Genomic DNA, 13,945 nt, shown 5'->3' with positions numbered 1-13,945 from the left:
CATCGACCCGCCGCGGGAGCTCCAGAAGAAGCGAGCCTGGCCCGACGAGGCAGGCGCCGCCGAGACCGAAGCCGAGCCGGTCGGCGCCGAGACCTAACCCCAGCCGTGACCTTAGAGGCCTGCTGAGGATCGAGTCGCCTGTGCTGCGACCGCGATGGCGCCCACTCCCGGGGGATTCAATGCTGGCGCAACGACTGCTGACCCTGCTTGCCCTTTCCTCGGTGGTGGCCTTCGCCGCCTGCGGCGGCGACGACGGGACATCGGATGGGCCCGAGAGTCCCACCCCGGTCCGCACGGCGGCCCAGACAACGGTGCCCGCGACGAGCACGGCTTCGCCCTGTCCCGTCAACCCGGCGGCCTGCACCCTCGCGTCGGCGCTCCAGCGTGCGCTGGCCTCTGCGGACATTCAGGCGGTCCTCGCCCTCCATGAGCAGCGGAGCTATGAGTGCCCCGGCGGGCGGCCGCAGGGGCCGGGTGGTCCCTTCCCTCTTTGCGACGGCCGGCCGGCAGGGGAACGCAACACCGGCGTGCAGATGGCGCGTCGCTACTCGGAGGGCTTCATCGTCGCGCCGCCCGATTACATCCGCGTCGTCGGCCAGTTCCTGCAGGCCGCAGACACGGCCGCCTCGGACGCCTTCGGGCCGGGCGCATTCCGCCTCTACAGCGTGAGCTGCCTCGACCCGAACGCGCCGCCGGCGACCTGCCCGCGCTTCGCCGTGGTCTTCAGCGCCATCCTCCGCCAGGCGACCATCCCTCCCCTGGGCACTGGGCCCGGGCGCGAGGTGCTGGCCTTCTTCGCCGCCACGTCCAGCGGCCAGACGCGGATCGAGAGCACCTGGACGGGCATCATCATGGCCAACGAGGCGCCGGTGATCTTGCAGCAGGGCGGCACGCTTTTCGACCTCGGCCGGCTCTTCCCCTACCGCCTGCCCTGACGGGCGCTCCCGGCGGCCGCAGCCCGGCACGTAAGGCGGGCGAAACGCCCGCGCCCCGCGCTTGATGCGCCATCGCCCGTGGCGCCGCTAACGTGGCCTCATGGCAACGACTACGAAGAGGGGCAGGGTCCGCCCGAAGCCGGCGCCGGCAGGCGCGGCGCGGGCTTTCCGCGGGCTACTTCTCGTCTACCTGCTCTCCTCCCTCAGCCTTGCAGGCGTCCTGCTGACCATCGCCGCCCTCGGAGGCCTCGGACGCTGGTCCGCCTGGCAGTTCATCGGCGCATTCGGACTGCTCGAGGCCGGCTCCGGCTTCGCCAACATCATCTCGCCCAACATGTGGCGGCTGCCGGTAAGCGAGACGCAGACGCGCAAAACGCCCGTGAAGCTCTCCGCCCGGTCAATGCTCCTGCCTCACTGGGGCGGAGGCGCCCGCTCCGCGGCCGGACTCACCCTCATGGTGGTCTCCGCCGTCCATGCCGGCGTCGGTCCCGGCACAACTCTGCTCCCGCTCCTGGCCCTCATGATCGCGATCGTGGTGGTGGCCGCGTCGGCGCTGGTCGGCCGCTTCGGAGTCTGGCGGCCTGACCTGGACGTCATCCAGCTCGTCATCAGGCGGGCCGGCCGCGAGCACGAACTGGAGCCGGTGAGCATCGGCGCCTCATCCCTCCAGTTCCTGCTGAGCATCGCCACGATCCCGTTCGTGAAGGCGTTCGCGCCCGGCGTCCTTTTTCAGCCCGAGTTCTCGCCCTCGTTCGCGACATGCGCCGGCGCGGCGGGTCTGGCCCTCGCCTTGACCCTGGCGGCCCTCGTCGCCTGGCGCGGGCGCATCGACTGGTCGCCGCCCAGGGGGCGCCGAAGGGCGGCGCAGCGTTACGCCTAGGACGTGCCCGAGCCGGCCCTGATCGCCGCCTGGGCCTTCTTCGGGAGGCTCGAGAGCACGAGGTCGTACGAGTGGGCGATCATCTCCGTCAGCTGCTCGTCCGGGACCGAGCCGTCCAGCGTGACCGTGTTCCAGTGACGCTTGTTGAGGTGGTAGCCGGGACGGATGGCCGCGAAGGCCGACCGCAGTATCTCCGCCAGCCCGGGGTCGCATTTCAGGCTGACGCTATGCTCGACCTCGGACAGCAGCGCGAACAGCTTCCCACCGACCCGGAAGACCTGCACCTCGGGACCGAAGGGGTAGTCGGCCGTCACCCCGGGCAGGCTCAGGCAATGAGCTCGTGCCTCTTCGCGTTTCATTCGGACCAAGCGCTCCGCGGCCAGACTAGCAGGAAGCCGCCTACGGAAGGACGGATAGCGGGTCGATCACGGCGTCGTTGTAGCGGACCTCGAAGTGGAGGTGGTTCCCGGTCGCGTAGCCTGTGCGTCCGCCAAGGCCGAGAAGCTGGCCCTGCGTCACGCGCTGGCCCTGGCTCACATTGATGCTCGAAAGGTGGGCGTAGAGCGTGGTGTAGCCGTTGCCGTGGTCCACGATGACGTAGAGCCCGTAGGAGCAGCATGGGTTCCCGCCCGCGAATGTAACCGTCCCGGCCGCCGCCGCAACGATGGGCGCATTCGGGTTCGCGTACAGGTCGATGTCGATCCCGAGCGGGTGCGCGGGCCCGAAGTAGCTCGAGATCGGGCCTGTGGCGGGCCAGATGAAGGCGGAGGGCCGCGAGCGGGGGGTTGCCGTGGCCGCCGCGGGCGTCCGCGTAGCTCGCGGTGTCCCCGTAGGCGCCGGCGAGCCGGTGGCGGCCGGTGTCTCGCCCGGCACGGTCGTAGGCGTGGGCTCGGGAGATGGGGTGGCGGTGGGCGTCGGGGCGGCAGCCAGCTTCGGCGCGGGTACGCGCGCCGGCTCCGAGATCAGCAACTCCTGGCCGATGGTGATCACCCCCGAGGCCGGCAGCGAGTTGGTTGCGTCCGTGATGGCCGAAGTGTCGACGCCGAACGCGGCGGCGATCTCGCTCAGCGTCTCGCCCGTGAGCACCACGTGGACGATCCCGTTCTTGAGCGGCACCCTGAGGCGCTGCCCCGGCTGGATGAAGTCGTCCGCGCTGACGATGTCAGGCTTGTTGCTCTGAACCAGGAGCTCGTAGCCCGGGACGGTACCTGACCCCTTGAGGCCGAACTGGGTTGCGATCTTGCTCAGCGTGTCGGCGGGCTGGACGGTGTAGACGCAGTAGAGCGGGCTCACGGTGCGGTCGCATGGGGGCTCCGCTGGCGGCGTGGGCGTCGGGGCTGCCGGTGGGAGCGGTTCCCCGGCCGCGCGCGACGCGGCAAGCCGCAGGGCCTCATTGTCTGGCAGGCCTGAGGCAGCTTCCGCAGGCGCGGTGGCAATGGAGGCCTGGGTCAGCGGGGCGGCGGCCAGCGGCAGGGCGCGCGGCTCTCCCCTGGCCACGGCGGCTGAGACACCGGGGAAGGAGAGTCCGTCCGTCGCGCCGCTGTCTCCGCCCTGCGCGAAACCGCGGCCGTAGGAGTGTGTGGCGGCGTAGAGCGCCGCCCCGGAGGCGAGCAGCAAGATCACGGCATGGAAGACGGGCCGGAGGCCGGGTCTTCTCATGCGCTTGGGCGTAAGGGGCCGCGGGATCGGACGCCGTCGGCGTCCTCCGGAGGCGTTACTTATACCCGTACCTCTCAGTCCCCGCCACGAAGCCCCAACGCTCGTCGGGGCGAAAGTCCGGTTGCCGGCCGGACGCCAGCGAGTATTGTACATGCCTTCGTCAATAGGATCGGCGGCTAAGTGGCCCTCAGCAGGATGCGGCAGGCCGAGGCTACCGGCCGAGTGAGCCGCGCCCGCCCTCCTCGAAGGCAGGCTGCGCGCGTTTGTTCGAGGCCGGGTGCGGGCTATAATCGAACTCGTGCCGAAGAAGCCCCGTCAGGCCCACATTCCCAGGGCGAAGGTGGCCCGCAAGCGAAAGGCGAACCGCCGCGACGCCGTCAGCGTGGCCGCCGATGCCTTCATCGACGTCTCCGGCCCCGTGCAGGTGCCTGCGTATGGCCGCGAACCCGTTGGACCGATACCCTTGGCGGCATCGGGAGCGCGGGCCGGGCACCCGCCTGCCACCGCTCGCATGAGTCCCGCGCGCGCTGCCGGGCAATTGCCCACATTCGAGCGCGCCTACCTGGTCGAAGAGCTGCGCCGGATCGGCGTGATCTCCGCCAGCCTCCTCGGCGTCATCGTCCTGCTCGCCATCTTCCTGCGCTGACCCTGCCTGGCAACGCCCCGGCCTGCCAGCGGCCCCTTGGTTAGGGCCGCACGGCACGTATGCCTTGCCCCAAGCGCCCTAGCGCAACCGTCCCCGGCGAGCTAGCTTCGGATCGAGATGCTGAAAGTGCGGCTGCCACGGATGCGGTCCGGGAACGGCACGGAGGCCCTGATCGAGGGAGCCGGCATCGTCCACACCGGCTCTATCAGCAGCACCGTCGACCTGGACTTCGTGCACGGGGAAGCGCACAAGGTCTATCACCCTTCGCTGCCCGTGCGCCTCCTCTACCGGCTTGCCTTCCAGGCGCCCTTCCCCTACGTGGCCAGCCATCCGGCGCTGGAGGCGGCACGGTTGAGACGCCGCATCGTCGACATCCTCACGAAATTCTGGTTCGGCCACCACCTCGTTGCCCGCGTCCTCGAGGTCGACGACGTGCCCGGCGGCGCGCATGACTTCGTGACCCAACTGGTACGTGGTAGGGAGCCGGAGGACAAGCAGAGGGCAAGGGCCTTCCTGAAGCAGCTCGACCGTCACTTCAGGGAGGCGGGCATCTCCACCTGGCAGATCACTCCCTATAACCCGCATTCGATTACCAACCTGATCGAAAAGGACGACGGCACTCATCGGATCATCGACCTGGAGTCCAGCCTCGTCGCCTTGCTCTACCCGTTGTCCCGGCTCCCAAGCCTCCTCCGCGCTGGCCTCGTGCCCTCCTTCGATGACATCGATGTCGACAGGCTGGACGCATACCTGGCGGCGAACGCCGGTGCGCTGGCGGAACGCCTCGGCGGGGAGTACGCGGAACTGCTCGAGGCCGCAGCACGGTACAGGCAGGCCCAGGACGCCTGGCACAGCAGCGAGCCGCGCCTCATCAACCGCACGCTGCGCTTCCTCTTCCGTTTGGTCGACATCCCGACCTGGCTCGACTGGCTCCGGCGCCAGTTCCAGCGCGGCGAGCGCGCAGCCGTCGAGCAGCTGCGCGCCGGGCTCGAAGTGTGGGTGCGCCAGGGCCGCATCAGTCGGGAGGAAGCGGACGCGCTCCTCACGTCCCTGAGCGCGCCGGAGGTCGAGCGCGCGCTCCTGCATCTCGGCGCGCACTTCGCGATCAGCCTGCCCTTGAGGTTCCCCTTCGGGGCGAGCGCGCGCTTCCTCTACACGGTGACACTGCGGTTGAAGGAGGAGGCGGCAGGCCTGCTGAAGCGGCGAGATGTGACGGAGGCGCGGCGGTTGCACACGCTGCCGGTGGCGCTGTTCGCCCTCCTGCCGGGCCTGGGGCGGCTTGCCTATCTTCTCAGCCCTGCCCTGGCGCACCAGCCCCTGTTCGCCACCGTCCCCTGCGACATCGTCTGCCGGCGCCTGCCCTTCAAGCTATACGAGCGGCTCCACCTGGAGGCCCTGTTCCTCTACTGGAGCCGCGGCGGTGAGCACTCGCCGCCAGCGCGGCACAGCCTGCGACGCCTCCCGGCCGGCGTCGCGGCACGGCACCAAGCGCTCCGTCCCTACTGGGGCCTGATCGCGGTTGTGCTCGCGGCAAATGCCGCGGCGTTTGCTGCCGGGACCGTCCTCTACCTCGATGCAAACCGGCCCGAGCGGTTCTGGTGGTTCGATGAGTTCGGTGTAATGCAGACCCTCGAGGCAGCGCAGCTCCTGGTCGCGGCCTTCGCCGGCGCGGCTGCCTACCACCTGTACTGGCGGCGCCCGGCGAGCGCGCGCAATTACGCGGACGACTACGGGATCTTTCTCTGGGGCATCGGCAGCATCGGCCTGCTCGTCTTCGCGATCGACAACTACACCGGCTTCCACGAGGTACTGGGGCGGCAACTGCTCGCGCTGGGCCTGGTGCCGGACTTCCTTGCCGTGCCGGACGACGTGCTGGTGGTCGGTTACGGTATCGCCGGGGTAGCGGTGCTCGCCGTCTTCCGCGACGAGTTGTTCCGGGCGCGCAATTCCACGGCGCTGCTCATTCCGGCCGCCGGCGCCTCCCTGCTCATGGTCTTCACGGACGTCTTCTCCTGGAGCCGGGCAATTGAGGCGCTCGAGTTCCCGGCGCAGACACTGGCCGTTGCCTGCCTGACGCTTGCGTTCGTGATTCGTTATCTTGAGGTCCAGGAGACTCACCGGGCTGCCAGCGTGCCGGCTGACCCGCCCGCCGCATGACCATATACCTCCCGCCCCGATACCTCCGGCTCCTGCGCTTCCTGGCCCGCGCTTCCTCGCTGGCCACCTGCGCGATATTCGCTTACCTCGCGATACAACGCGGCCCGCCCGCGCCCCCGGAAGGGCCGGGCCTGGAGCGCGATATCCAGTACGCCTTCCTGCTGCTGGCGATGGTCGCGACCGCGGCGGCATGGCGCTATCCCGGCTTCGGCGGCGGCTTGCTTACGCTCTCCGGGGCCGTCCTGGGTGTCGCGGCGGCGTCTCGTTTCTCGCCGGAAACGGCGCTGGCCGTGGCCCTCATGTTCATCCTGCCGGGAGTGCTGTTCCTCGCCCTCTGGGGCTCCGGCCGCGCCGTGCTCGTGCAGCTGGCGGCGTTCGCCTTCGTCGCCGTCGTCCTCGTCGCCGGCGGCCGCGAGGCCCAGACGCGCCACGAGGTCGCTTTCGGCCCGGCCCACCCGGAATCGGCCCTTGCGCCGCTGCCGGTAGACCGCGTGCAGTGGCTCTGGGCTGGCGCGACGACGCCAACGAGCTTCGAAGTCCGCGCCAAGCTCGCCCGCGCCGGCGCTGAGGCGCGACTGGTGGTCAGCACCCGTCCCGGCCTGGAAGACCCTGTGTATTCCGCGCCGGCGAAAGCGCGGCCGGAAGCGAACCGCGTCGTGGCCCTGCGGGCCGAAGGCCTGCGCCCCGCCACGACGTACTACTACGGCGTCGAGGTCGAGGGCCGGCTCGACGCCTACCAGCGGGGCGAAATCGAGACGTTCCCTGCCGGCCCGGCGTCCTTCACCATCGCCTTCGCTTCCTGCGCCCGGACCGGCTCCAACGGCGCCGTCTTCGACGCCATTCGCGCCGCCAACCCCCTGCTCTACCTGATCACCGGCGACATGCACTACGAGAACATCGAGTCCGACGACCGGGGGCGCTTCCGCGAGGCCTACGACAGGGTCCTGGGCTCGCCGGCCCAGTCCGCGCTCTACCGCACGACGTCAATCGCGTACGTCTGGGACGACCACGACTTTGGAGGCAACAATTCGGATGCGAGTTCGCCGAGCAAGAAGGCGGCCAGGCTCTCCTATCGCGAGAATGTGCCCCACTACCACCTGCCGGCCGGCGATGGGAACGGAGCCATCTACCAGGCGTTCAGCGTCGGGCGTGTCCGGGTCGTAATGGTGGACACGCGCTCGGAGCGCGGCGCCGAAAGCGCGCCGGGCGGCGGCAAGAGCCTGCTGGGCAGCGAACAGCGGGCCTGGCTGAAAGAGGAGCTGCTTTCCGCCTCCCGCAGCCACTCGCTGGTTGTCTGGGTCAGCCCCGTGCCCTGGATCTCCGGCAGCTCCAGCGACGACTGGAGCGCCTTCGCCTCGGAGAGGCGTGAAATCGCGGACTTCATAGCCAGCAGGGGGATCCGAAACGTCGTGATGCTGGCCGGCGACGCGCACATGGTGGCCCTGGACGACGGCTCCAATAGCAACTATGCCGCCAGCGGCAGCGGTGGCTTCCCCGTCTTCCACGCCGCCGCGCTCGACCGGCCGGGCTCGGTCAAAGGCGGCCCCTACAGCCACGGCTCCTTCCCGGGCGCGGGGCAGTTCGGCTTGCTCGACATCAAGGACGACGGCCGCGGCCCCGTGCGCGTGACGTTCCGTGGCCTGGACTACACCGGCCGCGAGCTGGTCTCGTACACCTTTACGCCGCCCGTGGCCGCGGCGGCAACGCCTTAGCGTGACTACGGCACCCACTTCGGGGGCGCGACGGATACCCTTGCGTAGCTGGAGGCGTCCGCTGGCGGTAGCGGCTCGCCTAGTACGCCCCCTGCTTCTCAAAGATGCGGCGCGGGTTCTCCACCAGCATCGTGCGGACCTGGTCCTCTGTAACGCCGCGCTCGTGCAAGGCCGGGAGGATGTCGCGCGTTATGTGCTGGTAGTGCCAGTTCGGCATGCGCTCCGGCCTCACCGACCGCGGGATCGTGTCCATGAAGCAATTCGTGTCATGCGAGAGCACCATCTGTCCCGCGTATCCCATCTCGCACAGCTTCGCCACCGTCTCGATCCGCTTCTCTGTCGGCAGGAACATGTCCAGGCCGAAGCGGTCCATGCCTATGTAGCTGCCTCGCTTCATGATCGCCGTCAGGTACTCGATGTCGTCGGAGTCGCCCGAATGGCCGATGACAACGCGCGACAGGTCGACCCCTTCGCTCTCGAAGATGTCCTGCTGCTTGAGGCCGCACTTCGTCTGCACGTAGGTGTGGGTGCTGATCGGCGCGCCGGTCCGGCGATGCGCCCGGGAAACGGCCCGGAGCATGGCTTCGTTGAGCGTGTCCACGTCGGGCTCCGTCGCGACCTTGATGATCGCCGCGCGGATGTCCGTCGCCTCCATTCCCTCCTCGATGTCCTTCACAAAGAGGCTCGCGACCTGGTCTATGTTCCGCGGCGTGAAATAGCGCGGCGGGTAACGCCAGACGCCCGTCGCCATGATGATGTTGAGGTCTACCTGCCGCGCCACCTCGCTCACCATCCGGACGTCGCGGCCCAGGTCTACCGTCGTGAGGTCGACGATCGTGTCGATGCCCGCCGCCTTGAGGTCGCGGAACGTCCGTACGGCGTTGGCGATCTCCGCGGCGCGGTCCCAGAGGTGGGGCCAGGCCTCGAAGACACCGGGAGAACGCGTGAAGACGTGCTCGTGCATCAGGGTCATGCCGAGCTCCGCCGTGTCGATCTGTCCGCGGGCCGTGTGCACGGTCGCCATCCTGGTCCTCCTACCCTTCTCGCATTCAGGCGTCGCAAAGATTACAGGCGCCAGCACCTGGAGGCGAGAGGCCGGCCGCCGCCCGCTTCTGCCCTGGACGGCCGGCTGCAGCTCATTTCCAGCCATCGGGCCCTACGCCCGCGCTGCGCCGAGGCCGACATTAGGTAGAAGGCCGGATGCTATAATTCGTAGAGTGTCGCGGGAGTCTTTCTCCCGTCTCCGCACTTGTCCCGGCAGAGGGGTGGCATGGGTTCACGCTGGATGCGTAACAGCTTCGTTTACTTACTTATCCTGGTGGCGGTCATCGCCATCGTTGTCGCCTTCTTCCGCCCCTCCTCGGGGTCGAACGAAAAGCACGACATCAGCACGGTAATCGCCCACGCAAAGACGAACCAGATCGAGAAGATCGAAGTCAACGGCGACAACCTCAAGGTCAAGCTCAAGGACGGCGGTAGCTACTCCTCTCGCAAGGAGAGCAGCGAAAGCGTCCGCGAGATCCTCCAGGACTCCGGCGTAGACGTCACCGGCCTCCAGATCGACGTCAAGGAGCCGAGCCAGTTCGGCGACTGGATTGGCCTTCTGATCCAGTTCCTGCCGATCCTCATCTTCATCGGCCTGATCCTCTTCATGATGCGCCAGGCGCAGGGCTCGAACTCCCAGGCCATGAGCTTCGGCAAGAGCCGCGCCCGTATGTTCACGGCCAACAAGCCCTCCGTGACCTTCGTCGACGTTGCCGGCGTGGACGAAGCGAAGGAAGAACTGCAGGAGGTCGTCGAGTTCCTGAAGTACCCGGAGAAGTTCGTCGCCCTCGGCGCCCGCATCCCGCGCGGCGTGCTCCTCGTCGGCCCTCCCGGGACCGGCAAGACCCTGCTCGCGCGGGCCGTTGCCGGTGAGGCCGGCGTGCCCTTCTTCTCGATCTCCGGCTCCGAGTTCGTCGAGATGTTCGTCGGCGTCGGCGCCAGCCGCGTACGCGACCTCTTCGACCAGGCGAAGCGCAATGCGCCCTGCATCGTCTTCGTGGACGAGATCGACGCCGTCGGCCGCCAGCGGGGCGCCGGTCTGGGCGGCAGCCACGACGAGCGCGAGCAGACCCTGAACCAGATCCTGGTGGAGATGGACGGCTTCGACACGAACACCAACGTTATCGTGATCGCCGCCACCAACCGCCCCGACATCCTCGACCCGGCGCTCCTCCGCCCCGGCCGCTTCGACCGCCAGGTCGTCATCGACGCACCGGACGTGAAGGGCCGCGTCGCGATCCTGGAGGTTCACACCAAGGGCAAGCCGCTGGAGAAGGAAGTCTCGCTCGAAAACCTGGCGAAGCGGACACCCGGCTTCTCCGGCGCCGACCTCGCGAACCTCGTGAATGAGGCCGCCATCCTGGCGGCGCGCCAGAACAAGAAGCGCATCGGCATACACGAGTTCGAGGAGGCCATCGACCGCGTGATGATGGGCCCGGAGCGCAAGAGCCGTGTCCGCAGCCCGCGTGAGAACGAGATGGTGGCCTACCACGAGGCCGGCCACGCCCTCGTCGCCTACAAGCTCGAAGACTTCGACCCCCTGTACAAGATCACGATCGTCTCGCGGGGGATGGCCGGCGGCTACACGCTCGCCCTGCCCGAGGAGGACCGCCACATCAACACCAAGTCCTACCTCGAGAAGCGGCTCGCCATGGCCCTGGGCGGCCACGCTGCCGAGGAGATCGTCTTCGGCGAGATGTCGACCGGCCCCTCCGACGACATCAGCAAGGTCACGAAGCTGGCGCGCGCCATGGTCACGCGCTACGGCATGAGCGAGCAGCTTGGCCCGCGGACCTTCGGCCACAAGGAGGAGCTGATCTTCCTCGGCCGCGAGATCAGCGAGCAACGGGACTACTCCGAACGCATAGCCGAGGAGATCGACGACGAAGTGCGCCGCATAATCGACAAGGCGCATGACCTCGCCCGCCAGATCATCCGTGAGAACCGCGCCAAGCTGGATCAACTGGCCCGCAAGCTCATCGAGGTCGAGACGCTTGAGGGCGACCAGCTGCTGGCCCTCATGGCCGCCCCGACGGACGAAGAGCCGCCCTCAGAAGCCGCCGCGCCGACCCCACCGGCGCCCCCGGCGCCGCCCGAGCCTGAGCCGCGTGAGGAAGCTCCGCGCCCCCAGGGCCGGCCGGGCCTGGCCTGGGGCACCGGCGCCGGGGGATAGCTGCCGGCAGCGCATTCAGCGAGTAATCAGTGGAAGGGAGGGCGTTCGCCCTCCCTTCCGTTTCGCCCCGCCTCAGTGCCGGCCATGCGCGGCGTAGAGACAAGACAGCTTCTCAGCCACGGGCATAGAATGCCCTCCTAGAGGCGGCGGGTCCGATAAGGGCCGCGCTCCGCCGCCAGGAGGCTTTCATGACAGCGACACAGGCACCCAAGTCCCGGACTTACCTCGAGGAGCGGGTCGACCACTTGCCCTTCGGCTCGCCGGCGAAGGCGCGCCGCTATCAGACCGAACGCTATCTGGGAGCCACAGGCCGCAACTGGTACACCTGTGACCCTTCGCTCCAGTTCCTCCTCGACTACTACATGTATCCCGAGGAGACTGCCTGGGCGCGGCCCCATCTCGAGCGCCTCGGCGCCCTCATGGGAGGGCCGATCTCCGAGCGGGCAGACGCGACCGACAAAGACCCGCCGCGCCTGGTGAAGTACGACAAGTGGGGCCACGACATCAGCGAGGTGGTGCTGCCGGAGTCGCTGCGACAGGCCCGCCGCGACGTGCTGGAGCAGGGCTTCGATTCTCCGGAATTCCGGCGGCAGGCCCAGGCGGCCGGCGTCCGCGTCCTGCCGCTGACCACGGCCGCCAGCTACCTCCTCTGTCAGGCCGACATCGGCCTCTCGTGCGCCCTGGGCACCGGGGGCGGCATGATTGCCGCGCTCGTCGACCAGTACGCGCCGCCCTCCGTGCGCGACTGGCTCATGCCCCGTATCCAGGCGGGCGAGTTGCGCGGCAGCACCGCGCAGCTGCTCACGGAGCGGACGGGAGGCTCCGACCTTGCGGAGATCGAGACGACAGCCGAGCGCGACGGCGATGCCTACCGCCTGAACGGCCTCAAGTGGTTCGCATCGAACGCCGACGGTGAGGCCTACGTGGTGCTGGCCAAGCCCGTCGGCGCGGCCGACAACCTGAGGGGCGCCGCCTCCTTCCTGGTCCTCAAGGAGCGCCGCGACGGCAGCCGCAACGGCATCCGCATCCGCCAGCTCAAGGACAAGCTCGGGACGAGGTCCGTCGCCTCAGCCGAGGTCGAGTTCGTCGACGCCGAGGCGTTCCTCCTGTCCGGCGACCCGTCCGACAGCGAAGGCGCAGCCGGTGATGGGCGCGGCGCTTCGCGCCTGATGGCAATGACCAACGGCGCCCGCATGGGCGTGGCCATGATGGGCCTGGGCTGCGCACGCCGCGCTCTCGTGGAGTCCATCTGCTACGCCAGCTATCGCGAGGCCTTCGGCAAAAGAGTGATCGACCACCCGCTGATGAGACGGAAGCTCGCGGAGATGATCGTCGACGTCGAGGCGGTGCAGGCGATGGTGTTCGACCGCAGCCTGCCGAACCACATGCGCAGGTCCAGGGAGGTCGAAGGCCTGCGCCTGGCGCCGCCCATCGTGAAGCTCAGGGCCGCGCGGTTGGGCATCACCGCCGCGGGAGATGCGATGGAGGTGCACGGCGGCAACGGCTACGTCGAGACCTGGCCGGTAGCGCGCATCCTCAGGGACGCCCACGTCAATTCGATCTGGGAGGGCACGGACAACATCCTCTGCCTCGACGTGCGTCGCGCCATCGAGCGCGAGGAGGCCGATGTCCCCTTCCTGGAGCGCATCGAAGAGGCGGTGGAGAATGCCAGCGAGAGCTCGCCGGCCACGAGGCTGGTCGCCGAACGGGCCGAGGACCTGCGACGCGCCATCAGAGCCTGGAAGGACCTCGACCGAACGGCGGCCGAGGCACGACTCTTCCCCCTGGCGACGTTCATGGGCGAGGTATACGCCGGAGCCCTGCTCGTCGAGCAGGCGGCGTGGGAGCAGCGCCACTTCGGGAGGGACCGCAAGGCACTGGTCGCGCGCCTCTTCGCCGAGCGCTATCTGCGCGCCCCGGATCCGCTGCGCGGCATCGGCTCGCGCGACGAGTCCGTCGACCGCTTCGACGAGCTCCTGGCCGGCGCCTTCGTCGACGAAGCCGCCCGCGCGTAGATGCCGGCCGCCCCGGACCTCGGCGACGTAGCCGGCCGCTTTCGGGGCTTCGCCGAGCAGGAGCGGGAGGCGGACCTGCTGGTGGGCGTTTGCCGTTGAGAGCAATGAGCCCGGCTTCGAGAGCACACACTCCTTCGCCGAAGCCGGATGGGGCAATTCTACGCCCGGCAGCCGGTCATCTCAGCGGAGGCCCCCGGGCACTTTGGCCGGCTCACTCCCCGCCCCTCCCGGGTGTATAGGATGTCCTGGTCCCCGCACACGTCGAATTTGACACCGGAAGCGGCATCTAGATACGATGACTTGCACCCTTTGACGGAGGTCCGCGATTAACGCTGTCATCCGCACCGGCGGAAAGCAATTCTCTGTGCGCGAGGGCACCGTCCTGCGCGTCCCGACGCTCCAGGCTGAGCCGGGCAGCCGCGTGGAAATCGCCGATGTCCTCCTGGTGAACGACGGCACCAGGGTGACAGTCGGCTCGCCCACCGTCGGCGGCGCTACGGTCGTCGCCGAGGTCATCGACCACGGCAAGGGGCGCAAGGTCATTAACTTCAAGTACAAGGCGAAGGTCCGCTACCGGCGCAAGCGCGGCCACCGTCAGGGCTACACCGAGCTCAAGGTGCGCGAGATCCTGACGGACGGCGCCCGCCCGAAGGCCGAAGCTCCCGCCCTGGAGGCGACCGCGGAGCCGGCGCCCACAGCGCGGCGTCGCGCCCGGCCGGCCGCG

At 68.9% G+C, this 13,945-nt stretch carries 11 protein-coding genes; 8 read left to right on the top strand and 3 right to left on the bottom strand.

Features of this window, described 5'->3' with window-relative positions; all coding sequences use genetic code 11:
- Positions 1-179 precede the first annotated feature (179 nt).
- Both VNN10_15080 and VNN10_15075 read left to right on the top strand, forming a co-directional pair.
- A complete protein-coding gene (locus VNN10_15080) occupies positions 180-935 on the top strand; it encodes a hypothetical protein (protein ID HXH23342.1) in 756 nt (251 codons plus the stop codon).
- A gap of 100 nt (positions 936-1,035) precedes the next feature.
- Complete coding sequence (locus VNN10_15075; GenBank protein HXH23341.1) at positions 1,036-1,815, top strand: hypothetical protein; 780 nt, start codon at positions 1,036-1,038, stop codon at positions 1,813-1,815.
- Here VNN10_15075 and VNN10_15070 read toward each other — a convergent pair.
- Entirely contained in the window at positions 1,812-2,174 is a 363-nt protein-coding gene (locus VNN10_15070; protein ID HXH23340.1) for an MmcQ/YjbR family DNA-binding protein, read from the bottom strand. The genes VNN10_15075 and VNN10_15070 overlap by 4 nt on opposite strands.
- A gap of 40 nt (positions 2,175-2,214) precedes the next feature.
- Positions 2,215-3,474, bottom strand: a complete 1,260-nt coding sequence (locus VNN10_15065; GenBank protein HXH23339.1) for a M23 family metallopeptidase — start codon at positions 3,472-3,474, stop codon at positions 2,215-2,217.
- Between the two features lie 298 nt (positions 3,475-3,772).
- On the opposite strand from VNN10_15065, the gene VNN10_15060 reads away from it, so the two are divergent.
- The 3 genes from VNN10_15060 to VNN10_15050 all read left to right on the top strand — a co-directional run bounded on the left by VNN10_15060 (position 3,773) and on the right by VNN10_15050 (position 7,989).
- Positions 3,773-4,120 (top strand): hypothetical protein, encoded by a 348-nt coding sequence (locus VNN10_15060; GenBank protein ID HXH23338.1) that lies wholly within the window; start codon positions 3,773-3,775, stop codon positions 4,118-4,120.
- Positions 4,121-4,237: 117 nt separating this feature from the next.
- The gene (locus VNN10_15055) at positions 4,238-6,277 is read left to right on the top strand and encodes a hypothetical protein (GenBank protein HXH23337.1); all 2,040 of its coding nucleotides are present in this window, start codon (positions 4,238-4,240) and stop codon (positions 6,275-6,277) included.
- Positions 6,274-7,989, top strand: a complete 1,716-nt coding sequence (locus VNN10_15050; GenBank protein ID HXH23336.1) for an alkaline phosphatase D family protein — start codon at positions 6,274-6,276, stop codon at positions 7,987-7,989. The genes VNN10_15055 and VNN10_15050 overlap by 4 nt, the downstream gene beginning before the upstream one ends.
- A gap of 79 nt (positions 7,990-8,068) precedes the next feature.
- Here VNN10_15050 and VNN10_15045 read toward each other — a convergent pair whose 3' ends face one another.
- On the bottom strand, positions 8,069-9,013 hold the full coding sequence (locus VNN10_15045; protein HXH23335.1) for a phosphotriesterase-related protein: 945 nt from the start codon (positions 9,011-9,013) through the stop codon (positions 8,069-8,071).
- A gap of 246 nt (positions 9,014-9,259) precedes the next feature.
- Here VNN10_15045 and ftsH point away from each other — a divergent pair, with 246 nt between their 5' ends.
- The 3 genes from ftsH to rplU form a co-directional block, all read left to right on the top strand.
- The gene (gene ftsH, locus VNN10_15040; GenBank protein ID HXH23334.1) at positions 9,260-11,206 is read left to right on the top strand and encodes an ATP-dependent zinc metalloprotease FtsH; all 1,947 of its coding nucleotides are present in this window, start codon (positions 9,260-9,262) and stop codon (positions 11,204-11,206) included.
- A gap of 188 nt (positions 11,207-11,394) precedes the next feature.
- Complete coding sequence (locus VNN10_15035) at positions 11,395-13,221, top strand: acyl-CoA dehydrogenase family protein (GenBank protein ID HXH23333.1); 1,827 nt, start codon at positions 11,395-11,397, stop codon at positions 13,219-13,221.
- A 325-nt stretch (positions 13,222-13,546) separates the two neighbouring features.
- The coding region (rplU, locus tag VNN10_15030; protein ID HXH23332.1) for a 50S ribosomal protein L21 at positions 13,547-13,945 on the top strand (399 nt) is incomplete at its 3' end.

Source organism: Dehalococcoidia bacterium, assembly GCA_035574915.1.
Lineage (GTDB): Bacteria > Chloroflexota > Dehalococcoidia > DSTF01 > WHTK01 > DATLYJ01.
Note: the sequence above shows the minus strand (reverse complement) of the source record. Positions and strands in the feature narration are given on the sequence as shown.